Raw genomic sequence first — 20734 nt, 5'->3', positions numbered from 1 at the left:
CGGCTTTAAGAAGTGCATTCAGTGGTTCAGAAAATACTTCTGTCATTGATTTAATTAAACTATTGGCACTGCTAGCATCAAAAATATCTGGGTTTCCTAGTACCAATTGGTTAAATTGGTCCATTACTTTTCGATAATTTTCAGATTTAGGTGGTTTTGGAGTTATTTTCTTTGCCATCTTGTTAATCATCCTTAATTAATTATTTGAATTTTAACACGATGCCAATTTAACACACTTATTTCATTACTACCTCATCTTTTTCTTCTTGAGTTAATTCGCGTTTATTTTTTTTCATAGGTAAAAGTTCTCCATTAATTTTACCAATTAGAACTTTACACTAAATATTCATTACTCTAGAATTTCATAAAAAATAGAAACGATAACTTTATTTATCAGAATTTGTCTGCATCACCTATTTCTTTTATGTGACTTTTACTGTTTTGCCATCCATAATAATTTAAAAATTGATATAATTATTAACTATCTATGTATAAGGAAAGACTAGATTCCTAGTTTTTAGGTACAAAAATGGCTCAGAAACTAACTGTTTTTAGCGAAAAAGTTATTAAAGAATATTTGCAAGAAGGATTACGAACGGTTCCTGGTATTTCAGGAACTGTTACTGATAAAGATATTACGATTGTTAAAAACGTAATTACTATCAATGTAGCCTGCTTGCCTAATGTTCGCGTTTATGAAGTTTGTTTAATGGCACAGCGTACTTTGTACTATGCATTATATCGCCAGTCTGATGGCAAACAATACACAATTAATCTTGTAATCAAAGCGTTTAGCGAAGGGAAATAATAATAAAATAATGAAAACTATTGACTCTAAAACGTTAGCCCGAATGTTTGAAGCTGGCGCTAAACAAATTAGTAAAAATTTCGAATATATCAACCAGTTGAATGTTTTTCCAGTGCCCGATGGAGACACTGGAACAAACATGAAAATAACGGTAAATGGCGCTGTTGAGGCTATTAAAAACAACGGTTTTAATTCATTATCAGCTATGGGGAAAGCTTTTGCTAGAGCAATGCTAATGAATGCTCGAGGTAATTCTGGAGTTATTTTCAGTCAAATTATTAAAGGTTTTGTTCAACCTTTTCCAGAAAATCAAAACGAAATAACAATTAAAGAATTAATTACTTCTTTTAAAGATGCCACTGCGGTCTCATACAAATCTGTAGTTCAACCAGTTGAAGGGACAATTCTAACTGTTATTCGCGAAATTAGTGAAGAACTTACAAAAAAAGAAAATTCTCTTGAAACGATGGAAGATTTGTTTCAAATAGTTTTAAAAATAGCTAAAAAATCTTTAGATCAAACACCTAATTTACTACCAGATTTAAAAATTGCTGGTGTAGTAGATTCAGGTGGTTTTGGTTTAGTTGAGTTTTTAAAAGGGATGGAATTGTCTTTACTTGGTAAAGATGAACCCGATGAAGACGATTTAGAAACTTCACATCGGCCAACAGCTGCTTCAACTCGTTTGTTAAAGATTGAAGGTGATCTTAAAGAAGAAGGTCACGGTTATTGTACAGAATTTTTACTTAACCTAGCCTTAAAAGCAGAGCCACATTTAGAAAAAATAAAATATACCGAAGCCAAGCTACGAAAAGAAATTAACAAGGTTGTCAACTCTGTTGTGATTGTGTCTGATTTTGAAGAAAAGCTTGTAAAACTTCACGCTCACACCTTAGAACCAGACAAAGTTATTAAAGCGGGATTACTTTTTGGTGAATTCGTTTCTGTAAAAGTTGAAAATATGAATTTGCAAGTTCATGATCGTAATCAAACAGATGAAAAAAATCCATCATCAAATGCCATTACTCACTTAAGTACCAAGGAAATTATTGACGAAAAAACGTTAACTGACGAAATTAAAATGATTGCTACAGCACCATCGCAAAGTTTGGGGGATTTGATTGAAAAAAATTATGGGGTTAGTAATTTTATTGACACAGCCGAATTCGGTAATCCTTCAATTGGACAATTTTTAAATGCGATTAAGGCTGCTCAGTCGCGAAACGTTATTATCGTTATTGATGATACAAATTTGATTTTAGCAGCAAAAGAAGCTATAAAGCAAGTTAAACGTTTTATTAACTGCGAACTTGTAGTTGGTCGCAACTTTATTGAATGTATGTCCGCCTTATCAGCATTTATGCCAGACGATAATCTCCGGGGTAATGTTCGAACTATGAATCGGGTTTTAAAAACGACTGGATCTGCTAGTATTTCGTCATCAATCAAATCAATTAAATATCCACACATTATGGTTCATAAAGATGATTTTATTGCAGTGATTGACAAGAAGGTTGTTGTTTCTGAACCCAATTTAATGCAATGCATTAATCAGACAATGAAATATTTGACTAGAAAAATTAAAAAACCCGAAATTGTGATTGTGATTTATGGCCGCGGGATTTCAATTCGACAAGCTCGCCAGGTTGAAAAAATGGTGTCTGAAGAATATGGTGTATACTGTGAATTAGTTAATGGTGGGCAAGATATTTATTCTTACTTGATTGGAATTCAATAATGACATATAAAATTGCTGTTGATTGTATGGGGTTTGAAAACAAACCACAAGAAGCTGTTAATGCTGCTATTGCTTACGCAAACAAAAATCCCGATTTACATTTTATTCTAGTAGGTGATAAATCTGTTATTGAACCTTTAATAACTAATATGCCCCAATTGACATGTCATCATACGAGTGAAATCATAACGATGGAAGATACGCCATTATCTGCTCGTCGAAAGCCACACAGCTCAATGCACGAGGCAATCAATTTAGTAGCTTCAAATCAAGCTGATGCAGTTGTATCTGCAGGTTCTAGTGGTGTTTATGTTGCTTTAACTTACATCTTTTTAGGAAAACTTCACGATAAAATTAAACCCGGTTTTATGCCATGAGTTCCTACTAAAGTTAACGGTGGCTTTTATTTTTTAGATGTCGGAGCCAACAAAGAATATACTGGTGAAGAACTTTATTATTTAGCACTGATGGCAAATGATTTTGTAAAACAAACGACGCCTAAGAAAGATCCCCGAATAGGTTTGCTAAATATCGGAACTGAATCTTTTAAAGGCTTTGAATTTCACCAAAGTGCTGATCAACTATTAAAAGCTGATAAGCGTTTAAATTATCTTGGTTTTTTAGAACCACGTCTATTAATCGAAGGTGTTTGTGATATTTTAGTTTCAGATGGATATAGTGGAAACCTTGTTTTAAAAACACTAGAAGGAGCTTTGAAATCTGTTTCAGGGATTTTAAAAGCAGGCTACAAGAAAAATGTTTTAGCTGCCTTATTTAGCTTGAATATCATCAAGAAAATCAGCCGCACTTTTAATTACAAAAATAATGCCGGAGCTATTATTTTAGGACTTGATAAAATTGCCTTAAAAACTCATGGATCAGCGGATTTTAAGCAATTTTATAGTACGATTCGAATGGCACATGATACGCTTAAAGCTAACTTTTTGCCGAAGTTGAAAGCAGATTTACAAAAACTCCTTGCGGATAAATAAAGCCGTTATTTTTAACAGATATTTTCTTTTATCAAGGTTGATTTTGTTCTTTAAAAATATTTTTTAAAGTTTATAGTGTACAATCGTATAGTAAATTCTTTTACTATTGAAAGATTTAATTATTTTGTTTTTAAAATTTGCGAATTCGATGATTCGGACTATTTTAAAAACCAATCCATTATTAAATTCAATTCATTTATCTGATTTGTTAACCAAATCGTTACTGTCATTTTCTAACCCCACATCTTTTCAAATTAACAAATAACAGAGGAGTTTTTGTGAAAAAAACAAAAAATCTAGAGTCACCAACTCTAGAAATCATCCCCACTAAGAATAATTTTGTAGTTAATCCTTCTAAAAATAATCATTCTTATAAAACGGATAAGAAAAATTCTTTATTAGCCCGGCTTGGTGGCAGTTCCAAACGTAAGTCAACTTTGACACCTAAGTTTATTGCTACGAGTGAATTTGATTTTTCTTCAGCACCGCATCTTAACGTAAGTAATCAAAATCAAAAAACGATACCTCTTAATAAGAAGTCAAAACCAGATTTTCAAAAAACGCAGCAGCGCTTTAAATTTAATCGTGAGAAAATTAGTGGAAGCATTAATAATATGCCAACAAAAACAATTGACAAGTTATTTAATGGGACTCATTTTGCTCCATCACACACGACACAGAATCATCTGTTAACCCATCGTCCATATCACGATTCTTCTCAAGTCTTGTATAAAGATCTTGAAAAAAATATTTTGTTTTCAAAACACGAAAACAAGAATAAAGATTATAAAAAAGACAAACTTAACCAAAAGCAAATTTCTAAAAGCGAACAGCAAAATAAAGATATGTTGCCATCTTGAGCAATCACTCGCATAGAAACGAACCCTAGTTTTCGTGAAAATAGTCAAACTGTCGCTATTGAAACCAAAACTGCTCCTGATATTTTTGTTGATATTGCTCATCATAAAGAAATCCCTATGAGCCGTGATCTAGTCCCTGTTGCTCCTAAAGTCGTAGTTTATCCAACTGCTGATAACAAAATTGCTGAACTATTAGAAATTCTAAAGATTGTTCCTAATGATATTAGCTTATTCGAAGAAGCGTTAACGCATAATTCATATGCTAACGAAACAGTCGGAAAGCGTAATTACCAACGTTTAGAATTTTTGGGTGATTCAATCATCAATAAATTAGTTACTGTTTTTTTGTATTCAATGTCTGAAGATGATGAAGGCCATATGACAAAAGATCGAATTTCAATTATCCAGGCCAAAACCCTTGCTCGTGCTTCGACAGATTTAAACTTGGGTGCTTATCTTCAAGTTGGTCAAGGGTTAAAAAATCGTCCTGTAAGTGAAAGCATTTTAGAAGATATTTTTGAATCTTTTATTGGTGCTGTTTTTTTAGACCAAGGTGAAGTTGTTGCCAATCGTTTGTTAATGAAAACAATCATCAAGTATTATTTAAATGACGATTTACGAAATACAATTGATTACAAAACCCAATTTCAAGAAGCAATGCAAGAGCATGGAAAACAAACTAATATCGTTTATAAAAAACTTCATGGCGATGGTAGCAATTTTGAAGTTGAACTGATTTGTAACGGAATAACTTATGGACGTGGTTATGCTGGTAAATTGCATGATGCTGAGGTTTTAGCAGCCAAAGAAGCCTGTGAAAAAATTAGTAAGGTTCGTTCCAAGACTAATTCAAAATAAAAAGGTTTTTATTTATCCATAAATGAGGTTATTTTATTATTATATAATGTATTGATTTTAGGTAAGTGAAAGTATCAAATAATATGATTTTTTTAAAGCGTTTTAGAGCAAACGGATTTAAATCCTATGCCGAAAATATCGAACTTGTGTTCAATAAGCCATTAACGGGTATCGTCGGTCCTAACGGTGCTGGTAAATCCAATGTGGTGGATGCTTTAAAATGAGTTTTGGGTGAACGCTCAATGAAACAACTCCGCGGTAAAAGCGGCGATGACATTATTTTCTTTGGGTCTAAAGACCGTCCTGCCTCGAATACTGCAGAAGTAGCTTTAACATTTGATAATTCTAATAAAAGTTTACACGATAAACGAAAAGAAATCACGGTAATGCGAAGGGTTCACCGTGGAAGTGGTATTAGTGAATACTTTATTAATGAACAACCCGCTACTTTAAAAGAAATTGCAGATATCTTTTTAGATACAGGTTTAGCTAAAGGTTCTTTGGGAATTATTTCTCAAGGAACTGTTTCGTGGTTTGTTGAAGCAAAACCAGAAGACCGCAGAATGATATTCGAAGAAGCAGCCGGAATTGGCCGGTACGCCAAAAAAAAGGAAGATGCAATCCGTCAGTTAGAACGCACGGCTGACAATTTAAAACAAGTTACAACCGTTGTTAACGAACTTTCTCGGGATTTAAAAAAACTTACAACCCAAGCCGAAAAAGCTAAGATCTACGTCCAAAATAAGGAAGAACTAAAAGAGTTAGAACTAATTATTTTAGTTCGTGACTATGTCAAAAACAAAAATGAATTAGAAAAAATGGCGCGAAAAATCGAAGCCATAGATGCTAATTTCGAGAAATTCGAACCTTTAATTAAGGTTACTGAAGAAAAACTCGAAATTGCCAAAGAACGTTATGAAGCTGCTGATACTAACGTTACTAATTTACAAAATGATTTACAAAACTATTATGGTGAAATCAGTCAACTTGAACAACGGAAAGTCATCATCGATGCTAAGCTGCAAACTGGATTAAATTCTAAAGACGTTAACGTTAAAATCAAGTCTTTAAAACAATTAATTAAGATTACTGATGAACAACTTTCGGGTTATTACAAAGCTGTTAAAAAACTAACTACTGAACTTGATGAATCAATTGTTAAACTTGATGAAGTAACTAAAGACAACGCTTCGAAACGACAATCCCACATGGATTTATCCAACAAGTTGTACCAATCCCAAATTGAATTAGATTTTTTGAAATCTCAAAAGCAAAGCGAATTAGAACGCGAAACAGGTGTTAAATCAATTTTAAGTAATAAAGCAGCGTTATCAGGTATTCATGGAATTGTTCAAGACTTTTTAAATGTTCCACAAGAATACGAAAAGGCCATTAGTGTTGCTTTAGGACGAAGTTTAAAAAACGTAGTAGTAGATACAAGTCAAGATGCTCAAAATGCAATTGAATTTTTAAAAACTAATAAAGCAGGAATGGGAACTTTTTTACCTTTAAGTGAAATTAAACAGCGAAATGTTAAAGAAGAACATTTAGAAGTTTTAAACCAAGTAGAAGGTTTTGTCGGAGTCGCTGCTGGATTAGTTAAATTTGATAAAATGTTTGAACCGGCTGTGAGTGCCTTATTGGGTCAAATTTTAATTGCAACTGATTTAGATACGGCCATTAAAGTGTCACGCTTCACTTACCAAATTTATCGCGTTATTTCTTTACAAGGTGATATTGTTGCGGCTGGTGGTGCAATCACTGGTGGTTATCGCTCTTCACGAACAGTTTTATTTAACGCGGACGAAAAAATTAAAACTTTACAAGACACCATTAGTGAAACTAATAAAGAAATCAATAATTTGTCAGTTCAAATTGACAAAATTAGTTTGTCATTAAAAGATTTAGAAGTTCAAGTTAATGAACGAAAATTGAGTTTACAACGTTACAACGATTTAATAACCAATTCAAAAAAACAAGTTGATCAATATAAAATCGAATACGAACAATTGACTAGTAAAACATATGATGGGAAAGATGTCAACTGGGATGAAGATAAAATTCATTCTAGTCTTAACGATTTAGTTCAAAAACGCGAACGTTTAAATGAAGATTTACGAATAAACCAAGAAGCTAAAACAACTTATAAATTGCAAGTTGAAGAGCTAACTGCCAAGTTTAACGATTTACGGGCCTTATTGGATGATGATCGAACAAAATTAGTTAATTGTAAAGAAAGTGCAGTCCGTCACGAAAACATTATGGATAATGCCAAAAACAAGATTAATGAAACCTATAAAATGGCGATTGATTTTGCAATTGAAAATTACCAAAAAGAATTGCCATTACCAGAAGCCCAAGCCCGGACTAAAATTAACAAGTTACAGTCAGCGATTGATAATCTAGGTGCCATTAATATGGAAGCAATCGAAGAACTTGATGTTAAGCAAAAACGGCATGACGAACTATATGCTCAACAACAAGAATTAGTAACAGCCAAAGATCAAGTTCAACTAGCAATTAATGAATTAGATGATAAAGCCCGAGTTGAGTTTGCCCAACTAATTGATAAGTTAAACGAAGAATTACCTAAAACTTTCTTCTATTTATTTGGTGGTGGTTCTTGTCAAATTCGTTATACTAATCCCGAAGACGTTTTGACAACCGGGATTGAAGTTTATGCTAATCCACCCGGGAAAAACGTTGGTAATTTAATGTTATTATCTGGAGGCGAAAAAACTCTAGTCGCACTATCTGTTTTATTTAGTATTTTAAAAATCAGTGCCTTTCCATTAGTAATTTTAGATGAAGCCGAAAGCGCTTTAGATCCGGCTAATGTTGAACGGTTTGCAAATATTATTCGTCAAGCTTGTACAAATACCCAATTCATTGTCATTACCCATCGACAAGGAACAATGACAAAGTGTGATACTTTACTAGGAGCAACAATGCAAACCAAAGGTGTAACTAAAATGTTGTCTGTGAGTATTGAACAAGCTGAAAATTACGCTTCTGAAATACCACCAGAACAAGGAGCTTAATACTTATGGGATTTTTTTCTAATCTATTTGGAAAATTAAAAAAGAAAAAAGATTTAATTGATCAAATTCATGAAAAAACTGAAGCCAATCGGGTTTTTGTTCAAGATCAAAAAAAATACGATGCGGGATTACGTTTATCAGCAAACAATTTTTCTAACGCTTTAAATAATTTATCAAAACAATACGTTCAACTAGATGAAACTTTTTTTGAAAACCTTTTCGAATTATTGGTGTCATTAGACATCGGATATGCTTCATGCGAAAAAATTCTTGAAGCAATTAAAGATGAAGTACGCTATCAAAATGTTAATGATCCCAAATTATTAAAAGAAATTATTGTTGATAAATTGTTTGTTTATTATATCCAAGATACAGAGTTTGACACATCTTTAAATTATGTTGATGGTCGGACCAATGTTTTTTTAATGATCGGTGTTAATGGTGTTGGCAAAACAACAAGTATTGCCAAAATTGCTAACCGTTTTAAAAAATTAAATAAAAAAATTTTATTTGTTGCAGGTGACACTTTCCGGGCAGGAGCAGTTGAACAACTAAAAATTTGAGCCGAACGCACAGGATGTGATATTGTCACGGCTACTAATGATAAACAAGATGCTCCTGCAGTTATCTATCAAGGTGTTAAAAAAGGAGTTGAAGAAAAATACGATTTAGTTATTTGTGATACTTCGGGACGACTCCAAAACAAAATTAATCTAATGAATGAACTTAAGAAAATTCGGGATGTAATAGCCAAGTTTGTCGTTGATGCTCCACATGAAACACTACTAGTTTTAGATGCTACAACTGGACAATCTGGTTTAAATCAAGCTAAAGCCTTTAATGAACTAACCAAAGTTAGTGGCATAATTCTAACTAAAACTGATAGTTCATCAAAAGGTGGTATTATTTTAGGAATTAAAGATTCCTTTAAAATTCCAGTTAAATTAATTGGTTTGGGCGAACAATTAGATGATCTTGCTGATTTTGATTTGGAAAAGTATATCTTAGGGATGACAGCAGGATTGGGTTTAGATGAATCTGTTCATGCCGAATAAATGTTGCCCTTGTCTTTACAATTTTTTTAATTTTCTTGAAGTATGACACATATTAAATTTGATTTTAGTATATAATTAAATACGTTGACCTTGCTAGGAGCATTATTTATGAACGATAATAAGAGTACAAATACCCAAAACGCAATTCCTGTAAACACTTCAAAAGCAACTCCCAACGGCGAAATTGACTTTAAAAAAGAGTTAGTTATTACCCGGATTTTCGCTGACGCTAATTTAATTGCACAACACAAAGAACGATTATCAAAAGGATTACCAAACATAACACCACAAATGTTAGATTTTGAAATGGTTCAAGTTGTAATCAAAGATAATTTGTTTTCAACCGCTATGAATGAAATTGTGACCCATTTTAATTTTGATTTAGACGCTAATTTCGTTAATCAAATTAAAGACGATTTAAAGAAAAATTTGTCTGGTCCGCAAGCTTTAGATGATAACGGTGTTGCCATTATCGCTGATAAAATTATTAAAAAGCAACTCGTTTTTGATCACTTAGCAAAGTTATGAAATATCGTTGTCAGTGACGAAGAAGTAAAATCAATGCTTGATGTTTTCTACCAACGTACAAATCAATCGATTCGAGAAGTTTTGGACGATAAGGCTAAATTTGAAGGAATTCGCCAAGCGATTTTAGAAGAAAAACTAATCTTAAAAACAATTTCAGCTTTCCCAATCCGTTTTGAATTAAGTAATCCAAATTTTAAACAACCTGATATTCCAACTGCAAAAAATTAGGACGATCAGAGATTTATATTTCGAAAAATAAAGGCTACGCAAAATAGTCTTTATTTTTTATTTAAATTAATAAAAGTGCAAGAACTAATATATAATGCATGTTGTGCTAGTTTTTTTTGAAAACTTCTTTTTTTCGAGAAAAACGGTATTTTATTTGGTAGTTAGATATGTTAAACAAAGTGATTATCGAAGGTAGCATCATCAGTTCAAGATGATCATCCACAGGAAATGGATTTTTTGTAAGCATTCGTCAAACGCGTTCGTTTGGCCGTTCTGTTTACAAGGATAATTTTACTGTGTATGCAAACAAGCCTTTAGCATTTGAATTAGAAAAATATGTGCACGAATACGAAACAATCACCGTTGAAGGCGAGTTACGAACTTACCAAGATCATAAAACCAAACAATGAAAAACCGCTATTGAAATTAAAAAGATTTTAATCGACGGGCGAACAAAATTAATCAACGATCAGGAAAAAACGAAAGAGATAAAATAAAGAGAAAATAAAGATTATGCTAGAGTATGTAAACTACGTAAAAATTTCAGGTCAATTGAGTAAAGTTAAAAAAACTGATAGTGGATCTTATTTTGCCAGAATTTCGCAAGTTTCAGTTGTAGATGGAAAACCGATTGAACATTATTTTGAATTATATTGTTCTTGTCAAGCTAAGAGCATTCATGATTTATTAGTTCAAGATGCTTGAGTATTAATTGAAGGCAAGCTCACCATTTTTAAATCACGCTTGTATCATAAAACTGTAATTGATGTAAAACAAGTTACAAAAATTCCCCAACCGCAAATACCTACTAATAATCTTTAAAACTTTTTAAATTCGAATAAATCCAAAGTTAGATAAACATCTGTCTGTTTGGATTTATTTTTGTTTTTTTCTAGGTTTTTTGTTTTATCATTATTGATAATTACAATCTATGTTTGACGCATTAAATGGAGTTTAGTTTATTTATGAGTAATGAAATCCGCGCTGAATTTGCAGCTGCTTGTTTTATTTTGAAAAGTTATTTAGTTCACGAAGATCCTCAAATCAAATTTGGTGAAACCAAATACAATGATGAAGGTTTTTATCTAGATTTTTTAAGCAAAAAACTAGAACTAAGTTCAAAAAACTTTTTATCACTTAATAAGCAATTACTAAAATTGGCACAAAATTTTAAACCAACTGAAACTAAAGAAGTTGATTTAAAAACAGCTTTGGAAATAGTAAAAAATGATCCTTTTGAAAGCCAATTGATAAAAAATAGTGGTAAAAAGAAATTTGTGTTTGTTTCATCAAACCAAAAAGATGTTTGGATTTGACATGAGCAACCAGTTTATCCGAAATTATCTATTTTAAAAGCCTATAATCTTTTGACTATCGGCGGTGCTTATTGGGAAGGTGACGAAAAAAATGCTCAACTTGTTAGAATTAGTGGTTGTGCTTTTAAAACAAATCAGGAACTAACTGACCATTTAAAAGTAATTGAAGAACGCCGCAATTCAGACCATCGCAAAATTGGTAAAGATTTAGATTTGTTTACTTTTAATCAATTGTCTGGAAAAGGGATGGCAATTTGACTTCCTAAAGGAACAATTCTAAAAGACATTATCGGCAACTATGTTCACAACCGCCAACGACGTTATGGTTTTGATTTTGTCAGCACTTCAGTCTTAGGAAATTTAGAAATGTATAAAATGAGTGGGCATTACACTCATTACAATGAAGATATGTTTCCACCAATCAAACTCTTAGATGGAGATTTCATGATGTTGCGTCCAATGACTTGTCCGCATCATTCTTTGGTTTATTTGAATAAACCAAGAACTTATAAGGATTTGCCAATTCGTTTGAGTGAAGATGCAATTTTACATCGTTACGAAGCTTCAGGTGGTTTAACTGGTTTAGAACGGGTTCGTTCAATGACCTTATTAGACAATCACATTTTTTGCCGAGCAGATCAAATTGAAAGTGAAATTACTAATTCATATAATATTTTAGAAGAAGTTGTGAATACTTTCGGTTTAAAATTTGAACGGGTTGACTTAGCTTTACATGATCCCAAAAATAAAGCTAAATTTATTGATGACGAAAAAATGTGAAAGACAAGTGAATTGCAATTAGAAGCAGCTTTAAAAAAATTAAACATCAAATACACAAAACAAGTTGGTGATGCGGCTTTTTATGGACCTAAGATTGATTTTCAAATTAAGACTGTTTTAAACAAAATCGTAACGATTTCAACTATTCAACTTGATTTTTCATTACCTAATAAATTCAATTTAACATATTTTGATAAGGATAAAGTTGAACAAAAGTGCGTTGTTGTTCATTTAGGTATTATCGGAACTTACGAACGTTTTGTGGCTACGTTGCTAGAACAAACCAAAGGAATTTTACCGCTATGATTAGCACCCGTTCAAGTGAAGCTAATTCCCGTAAATAATAGCCTTCATTTAAAAGCTTGCAAAACACTTAAAGAAAAACTTTATCAAGCTAACATTCGAGCAGAGATCGATATGCGTGATGAACGTTTAGCTAAGAAAATCCGCGAAGCTCAAATTAATAAAATTCCAATGCAAATGGTAATTGGTGACAAAGAAGCCGCTGATTTGAAAAAAGTGAATTATCGCAATTATGGTTCTGATGAAGTTAACAGTCTTAGTTTTACAGAATTTGTTAATATTTTTAAAAAACAGACTCCAAAAATGAACTAATTATTATGGGAAAAAAACTTTTTATTTTTGACACAAATTTATCTTCAATCTATGATGAACACGTAAATCTTGAAAAATTTTCAGAGTTCTTAAAAACCCTTAGTAAGGATAATTTTGTCTTGTTAACAACGAATGGCTGGTATGAGCAAGCAGCCCAAATTTGTGAAGTTTTAAATACAGCCAAAATCGACATTATTTCAGGATCAGGAGCTGTTTTAAAACGCTCAGAATTACCTGCTTTTCAATATTTTGGATTTATCAATCGCAATGATGTTGACTTAATTTTACATTTAGCTATTGCTTCTTATTCGGGAGTTATTGTTAAGGGCCGTTCTAAAGGCGACAATCAGTCAAATGTCTTTTTAAATTATTTTTTAAATTTTCAAGATGTTAAAGACTTTAAGGGTATCTGAAAATTTGGAAGCTTAGAACAAAACAACGATTATTTGTCGTTTGAAACCGCTTTAAACCAAATCGATATTTCTGAAGTCTATGTATTTGAAAACAATCGAAATTTTGCTGTTAAATTTTTAGCTCAAGATAACGAAATTAATGATTTGTTAAAAGAACGAAATCTTAATATCAACGAATTTTTAACTAAAAACTATGCCTTTACTCGCAAGGGCGTTTCAAAAGCAACAGCAATTAATGCTTATTTGAAAGCATCTTACTTAAATCTTGAAGATGTAGTTTACATTAGTCTTGGAGAATTAGACTATGTTGGGTTGCATCGGTATGGGGAAGTTATTCTTCCTGAATATACAAGTGAGGAATTTAAGAAAAATTCGACATTTATATACAATCCGAAAAACCCTTTAGAAATACTGGATTATCTTAATACAACTAAAAAAATAAACGAGTTTCAATAATTTTTTGTTGTTATCTTAATAAAAAAACAATGTCTATTAAGATTATTTATTTATATCTAAGTATATAAATATAAGAGCGTCAGACAAAAAAACGTTCTTGATACGTTATAAATTGTTAAAATAACTATATGTTTATGGCATCTTTGTCATAAGTTAACGCCGTGGAGCAACCTCATGAACCCTAAACTTGAAAAAAAATTGAATGCACTCAAACATAAAAATGCAAAAAAATACGCTAATTTCGATTTAAATTATGCTTACGACAGCAAGTCGGGTAAGATTTATACACTTATCCAGAACCAAGAATCTGGCGATGTTGTTTATATTAAAACTCTTAAACCATTACCTGCGAATGTCATGGATTCTTTGCTAGATGAAAATGATCAACCTTTTGTTTTTAAACCACGAATTGTCGGTGTAGAAGTTTTCGATAAAAATAATGTACCAGTTGTTTTAGCATACGATCACGAAACCCAACAATATGCTAACCCCGAAACTGGCCAAGCAGTTAATGCTGAAGATTATCATGAAGCCGATGGATCGGTTTTAAAACCGTTACCTCCACGTTTTTCTAAACCTAACGAAGAACAACTAGAGCAAGAAAATGAACCTGCTGAAGCAACTAGTGAAGAAAGTGCTCCTAACGAAGAAGCTTCTTTAAGTGAAGAAACCAGTGATGCCACACCAGATTTATCTGAAACAGCTGTTACTGATAATTCTCAATCACCAGTTGAAACTGCTCCATCCGTTGAAGCTAATGAAGCTCCACAACTTTATGAAAATCCCCAAATTAGTCAATCTGATGTTGCTCCACAATATCCTAACGATTATTTAAATTCTGATAATTATGCTCCACAACCGCAAGACGTTTACGGTGTGCCAAATGCTTATGATCAACAAAATGTTCCTGGACAAGAATACTATGGTCAAGCGCCAGTACTTGACACATCTAGTGCAGCTCAATATCAAGATCAAACCCAGCAACCAACTGATTTTAGCGAACATCCAATGGAATTACCATATCAAGAACAAGGTCAGCAACTGTATTCTGAAAATCAAAATTCTTACGATTTTAACCAACAAGGTTTAACTCCTGCATATGAAGATCAAAACCAACAGGTTTATTCTGACGGTAGTTTTGAGCAACAACCAGTTGATCAGGCGTACGTTGATCCGAACCAACAAGTTTATCCAGAAAATAGTTTTGAACAACAACCAGTTGACCAAGCTTATGTAGACCACAGTCAACAAATTTATCCAGAAAATAGTTTTGAACAACAACCAGTTGATCAAGCTTATGTAGACCACAGCCAACAAATTTATCCAGAAAATAGTTTTGAACAACAGCCAGTTGATCAAGCATATACAGATCCAAATCAACAAATTTATCCAGATAATAGTTTTGACCAACAACCGCTTGATCAGCAATATACTGATTCAAATCAACAAGTTTATCCAGAAAATAATTATGAACAACAACCGCTTGACCAAGCTTATGACATAAATCAACAAGCATATCAAAGCTCAGACAGCAATCTTAATTACACGCATCCAATTGATTCGCAATATGCAGATTCAAACCAAATGTCTCCATATCAATCAAATGAATCAAACGATAATTATGGTCAGCAGCCTTATCAAGATGTTTATGATTCACAAAACATTAGATCTAGTACTGATTCATACCATCAGTTGCCTTTAGAAAATAATCAAGATCCTTATTTACCGGTGGAACAAGGTCAATATAGTTATGACACCAACCCAACAAATGAGCTTGCTTATCCACATAATAATCAGGCTTTAAATACGCCATCAAATCAATTTGGATATGAAAACCCAGAATCAGTTCAACAGGCTTTGCAATCCCATGACGAAGCAATTAATGATCAAAATTCTCTTGCAAAAAATGAACCGGCCGCGCAAACAATACCTCTTGTAAGTCCTTTATCTAATGAATTTAAAGATTCTGTGCCTGAACTTGAACATCACGGTGAATCTCAAGTTCGAGAAGAAATTAAACAACCAGTTAATTTACCAAACGAAACTTCTGTCCCAGTAGTTGAAGAACAAAAACCGCTTGTGAAAGAAGAATTTATCCCTATACAAGCACCAATTTCTGTTATTGAAGCAAAAGATGAGCCGCTTACAAAACCAGAAGTTGTCGAACCAGAAGAAACTGAGCCAGTTAAAACCATTGAAAAACCAGTTGAAGAATTATTTGTTCCAATCGGATTTAATGCTGATAAAAAAGTCGATGATGTTGTTGAAGAAATTCATCAAGCGATTGAAAAACCAGCAAGTGAATCCAATGTCAAACCACAAAAAGAACCGGCTTTATCAACTGAAGAATTCGACGCAATTTTGAATTCTGAATCAATTTCACCAACACCGGATGTGTCAGTTATTACTAATGATGATGCAGTTGAAACATCAGATAACAACGTTGATGTTGAATTTATTCCTGCACGTAATAAAGATTTACAAGCCCCTGAAGAAGACGATAAACAAAAAATTATTGATACTGAACTTTTACGAATTGCTGAATTAGAAAAACAAGTTCAACAATATAAAGCAATTCTAGAAAACGAAAACATTGTAAGTATTCAAGAGTCAATTGAAAATAATGCTTCTCAAGTAATTGAACAAACATTAGAACCAACACCAGATTTAACAATTAATCCCGTTTTGACAAAACCGATAGAAGTTGTTTCTAATGCAAAAATAGATACTAAAGATATTGATCATCAACCAGATGATGAACTATCTGATCTTCATGTTAATGCAGCTGACATTTTTACTAAACCAATTCATACACAAGAAGTGTTACCTGAACTTGATAATCAACCACAATTGGTGGATGTTAACGATATTTTTACTAAAGTTGTACCCCCAGCAACTGTTGCAGTTGAACCAGCTTACAAATTAAACTTTGACAATCCGGCTTTTGTTGATTCAGAAGTTAAGCCAATCGAGGTTGATCAAACTCTGAATTTAAATCCAAGTGACATCTTTATTAAACCAACACCAACCAAACCAATTGTTGTAGAACCCGAACTTGATTATCATTTTGATGTTTCTAATATTTTTATACCTGCTAATAAAAAACAACCTAACGAATCGCAAGTTTTACCAACTAAACCAGTAGTTGAAGCGGATGCATTTACACCTAGTGCAACTAAACCAATCACTCATTCACAAGATGAATTGTTGCCAGAACCAAAAATATTTGTTCGTCCAGAAGTTGAAATTCAACCTCAAGCACGCTACACTGTGCCAACCAAAACAATCCGCCCTACTCAAGACGTTTATGAAGAACAAGTTGCTCCAAGTACCAAAGTTAATTTAACTACAGCGCCAATACAAACTAAAGAAATTGTTTTCGAAGACGAAAATTTTAATTCTAGACAAGTTCAATCGAATTATCCAACTCAACCAGTTCGTCCCGTTTATCGGCACGCTGGTGGTGATTATGAAACAGCAGGACAACCATATCCTTACGAAAATGAACCAGGATATGAAACGCCAAGTTTCCGTAATGAATACTATCCTCCTGTGGATGAACAAACAATGTATGAAGCGGCAAATCGCCCTGTTTATGATAATGAATATACTGATGAAATTTACGATCGTGAACCACATGATGAATACGAAGAACAAGTTCGAATGAGTCAAGAACGTGAACCACTTTATGCTAATACATATCAACAACAAATGGTTAATGAATATCCTCAAGCCTTGGAATATCGAACTCCAACCCGGCCATATTCAAGATCTTTGCAAACGACTTTAGATACGTTTAACCGAAGTGTTCCAAGTTCAACATTTACAACTTATCGTCGTTCTAGCCGGATGTATGAACCACAAATTCGTCCAGGTAGTAATTTTGCACCTTCGTTTGCACCGGTTCGAAATGATGGCTTCACCCGTCCAAGTATCAATTACCCAATTTCGCGAAGTTTAACCACGTTTGGTTCTAACCGAATGTATACATCCCGTCCGATTTCATCGTTACCTGTTGGATTTGGTGCTTATCGTTCTTCTTCACGGTTAGCACTCCGTCGTTATGAACCATTAAATTATTCTTCACCAAACGCATCATTAACTTCACGAATTCGAACAACTTTACCAGCTCCTATGATTAATACTTACAGAAGCTCGTCGTTACGCCGCCCATATGGGTCTGCTAGAGCAATGGGTGTAACAGCTCCTAGTTTTTCAAGAGGTTCGTCTTTAACTCCGCCACGAAGATTTGGTAAATATTAAAATTGTTCAATAATCGGTTTTAGTTATATTTTGATTTCACTAATCGCTTATTTTTTTGCTGAAGTATTAGGGTGAAAATGTTGAGAAATTAAAATTATTGTTTAAAATCAGTTGTTTTATATAATTATTTACTCATTAAATGCAAGGATGTTGTTTTTTTATAGTAGAATATGCCTATATTATTTATGTATTAATATGCGCTGTTTTACAACGTATAATTGGCAACTTTAAATTTAAATAAGGGGAACCTTAGACCACATGAAACTTAAAAAAGTGATCCACAAAATTTCCGCAACGTTAGGCTTATTAGCTGTTGGCGGTGTCGTTGGCGGAGTAATTGCGACACAAACAACTACAGCTCCTGAGCAGAATCATAGTTTAGTGGTTCAACAGCAAGCTCAAGAATCAATTAAAACTATTGCACAAAGTGCTAATGTTATTAATCAAGCAGATGGTTTAGCACCGGTTGCAATTCAAGATCAAATTTGGTTTGCTCCAGTAGTTGGAGTGGGAGCCGGATTAATCGTTTTAGCGATTGTTTTAGGATTAGGAATTGCTATTCCGATTGCTAAGAAAAAAGAACGGCGACTACGCGCTGAACGTGAAGAACACGAAGCATTAATGGCTCAGCTAGATGAAGTAGCTGCTCAAGAAGCGGCTGTTGAACAAGAAACAGAAACTAAAGAAGTTGCAAAAGCAGCTGCTGAAAAAGCAGCAGCTGAAGAAAAAGCTAAAGAAGAACCTAAAAAAGTTGAACCAGCAACTCCGGTTGTTACTCCTGCAACCCCAGCTGCACCAGTACTTCAAGGTCAAGTTTTACCACAAACTCCTTATGGGCCTGTTCAACAACCAGGAATGTATCCTGGAGGTTTTGGCGGTCAACCAGCTGGAATGCCATCCCAACCTGGTTTTGCACCTCAACCAGGAATGCCACCGCGTCCAGGAATGCCTCCTCAAGCTATGATGCCACGTCCTGGTATGTATCCACAACAACAACCAGGGATGATGCTACGTCCAGGAATGTATCCACCGCGTCCAGGTATGATGCCACCACGTCCTGGAATGTATCCACAACAACCGGGAATGATGCCTCAAGGACCGCGTCCGATGTTACCACCTACTCAAGGAATGCCACCACGTCCTGGATTTGGTCAACAACCTGGAATGCCACCACGTCCTGGATTTGGTCCACAACCTGGAATGCCACCACGTCCTGGAATGTACCCACAACAACCAGGAATGGCGCCTCGACCAGGGATGTATCCACAGCAACCCGGAATGATGCCTCCTCCAGGACAACGTCCAATGTTGCCACCACCTGGGCCACGTCCGATGAATCCATACGGCCAACAACCAGGTTATGGTCCAAGACCTCCTCAAGGTTATGGTCCGCGATAATAAAAAAAATAATAAAAAATGAATTAACTTGGATGTACGCCAAGTTTTTTTTATTGCTTTATCAATATAATTAAAAACATTAAGAGTTTTAAAATATGATCAATACTAAAAAACCGCCCCAACTCCAGCGCTGTTCTTGAGCTCGCTCTGTTTATTATATTGACCATCATGACAATTTTTGAGGTATTCCTTGAAAAACTGAGCATGAATTGTTTGAATACTTATGTTTAGAGTCACAAGCCGCGGGGTTGAGTTTTGATTTAGTGTTATCTAAAAAGAAATATTACGAAAAAGCTTTTTTCAATTTTAAACCTGAAAAAATTATTGAAATAAAACATGGCGATATTAAAAAGATGATGTCAAATACGGGTTTAATTCGCTACGAAAAAAAACTTATTTCAATTGTGAATAACGCTAAAGCCTATTTAAATTTGAAGCAAGAAAAAATTACTTTACAAGATTTGGTTTATCAATCTAAGAAAGTTTTTATTCAAGGTCATAACAAACCTGGAACAGTGGTAAATAATTTTGCTAAAGACCTATCTGCAAAATTAAAAAAATACGGTTTTACTTTTGTTGGCCCTATTACCATTTTTTCTTATTTACAAGCAGTTGGTGTGTATGATGATCATCAACCACAATGCGATTGATATTATTTAAAGAAAAAAATGAGAATAAAAAACAATTAAATTTATACAGTCTATTTTTCATTAAGGAATTTTGGTAAAACAGTTAAAATTTATCATATCCTCACCGTCTTGTAAAAATAAATTTCCTAATCCAAAGTTATTAGAATATGAATCTTATTAATATCTAAAATCCTACGTAGATACGTAAGCATAAATTAATAAATTAAATAAATGATAACTTGGAAGTTGCCGCTAAAAACATCAGATTGAAATAAAAATGTATTCATTATTGGACTTCACAGCGAATGTGTATATAGTTATTTCTCAATTATCTTTATAAATTTTAAAAATTAATTTAATCAAATTGTTTCCAATTTTGTTTTCTAAAATTATCGATTTATTCGTCGTTTTATGATTTTTGGGTAGTAATGAAATAAGTGTGTTAAATTGGCATCGTGTTAAAATTCAAATAATTAATTAAGGATGATTAACAAGATGGCAAAGAAAATAACTCCAAAACCACCTAAATCTGAAAATTATCGAAAAGTAATGGACCAATTTAACCAATTGGTACTAGGAAACCCAGATATTTTTGATGCTAGCAGTGCCAATAGTTTAATTAAATCAATGACAGAAGTATTTTCTGAACCACTGAATGCACTTCTTAAAGCCGAAATGGATGAACATTTAGGAAGAAGCGAATACGAGCGTTCTGAAAACTCCAATCGCCGGAATGGTTTCATTGAAAAAACTGTT

15 protein-coding genes are annotated in these 20734 nt (G+C 33.3%); all 15 read left to right on the top strand.

Annotation, left to right across the window (positions count from 1 at the left end; translation table 4 throughout):
* Positions 1–529 precede the first annotated feature (529 nt).
* Positions 530–808 (top strand): hypothetical protein, encoded by a 279-nt coding sequence (locus T384_RS0105165; RefSeq protein ID WP_027120123.1) that lies wholly within the window; start codon positions 530–532, stop codon positions 806–808.
* 10 nt (positions 809–818) lie between these two features.
* Positions 819–2546 (top strand): DAK2 domain-containing protein, encoded by a 1728-nt coding sequence (locus T384_RS0105160; protein WP_027120122.1) that lies wholly within the window; start codon positions 819–821, stop codon positions 2544–2546.
* Positions 2546–3538: a phosphate acyltransferase PlsX gene (gene plsX / locus T384_RS0105155; protein ID WP_027120121.1), complete on the top strand. Its 993-nt coding sequence runs from the start codon at positions 2546–2548 to the stop codon at positions 3536–3538. The genes T384_RS0105160 and plsX overlap by 1 nt, the downstream gene beginning before the upstream one ends.
* A 278-nt stretch (positions 3539–3816) precedes the next feature.
* Positions 3817–5256, top strand: a complete 1440-nt coding sequence (gene rnc / locus T384_RS07060; RefSeq protein ID WP_052663581.1) for a ribonuclease III — start codon at positions 3817–3819, stop codon at positions 5254–5256.
* Between the two features lie 83 nt (positions 5257–5339).
* Positions 5340–8297 (top strand): AAA family ATPase, encoded by a 2958-nt coding sequence (locus T384_RS0105145; RefSeq protein ID WP_027120119.1) that lies wholly within the window; start codon positions 5340–5342, stop codon positions 8295–8297.
* A gap of 5 nt (positions 8298–8302) precedes the next feature.
* Positions 8303–9352: a signal recognition particle-docking protein FtsY gene (gene ftsY / locus T384_RS0105140; RefSeq protein WP_027120118.1), complete on the top strand. Its 1050-nt coding sequence runs from the start codon at positions 8303–8305 to the stop codon at positions 9350–9352.
* 108 nt (positions 9353–9460) lie between these two features.
* Complete coding sequence (locus T384_RS0105135; RefSeq protein WP_084266150.1) at positions 9461–10108, top strand: MPN555 family protein chaperone; 648 nt, start codon at positions 9461–9463, stop codon at positions 10106–10108.
* 167 nt (positions 10109–10275) lie between these two features.
* Positions 10276–10605 carry a DUF3217 domain-containing protein gene (locus T384_RS0105130; RefSeq protein WP_027120116.1) on the top strand — a complete coding sequence of 110 codons (330 nt, stop codon included), beginning with the start codon at positions 10276–10278 and terminating at the stop codon, positions 10603–10605.
* Between the two features lie 16 nt (positions 10606–10621).
* Positions 10622–10930 (top strand): hypothetical protein, encoded by a 309-nt coding sequence (locus T384_RS0105125; protein WP_027120115.1) that lies wholly within the window; start codon positions 10622–10624, stop codon positions 10928–10930.
* A 143-nt stretch (positions 10931–11073) separates the two neighbouring features.
* Positions 11074–12819: a threonine--tRNA ligase gene (gene thrS / locus T384_RS0105120; protein WP_052663579.1), complete on the top strand. Its 1746-nt coding sequence runs from the start codon at positions 11074–11076 to the stop codon at positions 12817–12819.
* Between the two features lie 5 nt (positions 12820–12824).
* Positions 12825–13688 (top strand): MPN552 family protein, encoded by an 864-nt coding sequence (locus T384_RS0105115; RefSeq protein ID WP_027120113.1) that lies wholly within the window; start codon positions 12825–12827, stop codon positions 13686–13688.
* Between the two features lie 174 nt (positions 13689–13862).
* Positions 13863–17951 (top strand): hypothetical protein, encoded by a 4089-nt coding sequence (locus T384_RS0105110; RefSeq protein ID WP_027120112.1) that lies wholly within the window; start codon positions 13863–13865, stop codon positions 17949–17951.
* 258 nt (positions 17952–18209) lie between these two features.
* Positions 18210–19349 (top strand): P30/P32 family tip organella adhesin, encoded by a 1140-nt coding sequence (locus T384_RS07055; RefSeq protein ID WP_052663577.1) that lies wholly within the window; start codon positions 18210–18212, stop codon positions 19347–19349.
* Between the two features lie 95 nt (positions 19350–19444).
* On the top strand, positions 19445–20038 hold the full coding sequence (locus tag T384_RS06660; protein ID WP_052663575.1) for a DNA-3-methyladenine glycosylase I: 594 nt from the start codon (positions 19445–19447) through the stop codon (positions 20036–20038).
* Between the two features lie 435 nt (positions 20039–20473).
* The coding region (locus tag T384_RS06655) for a transposase (protein WP_036499155.1) at positions 20474–20734 on the top strand (261 nt) is incomplete at its 3' end.

Source organism: Mycoplasma testudinis ATCC 43263, assembly GCF_000687795.1.
In the GTDB taxonomy this organism is placed as follows: domain Bacteria; phylum Bacillota_I; class Bacilli_A; order Mycoplasmatales; family Mycoplasmoidaceae; genus Mycoplasmoides; species Mycoplasmoides testudinis.
This window is presented reverse-complemented; position numbering and strand designations above follow the sequence as displayed.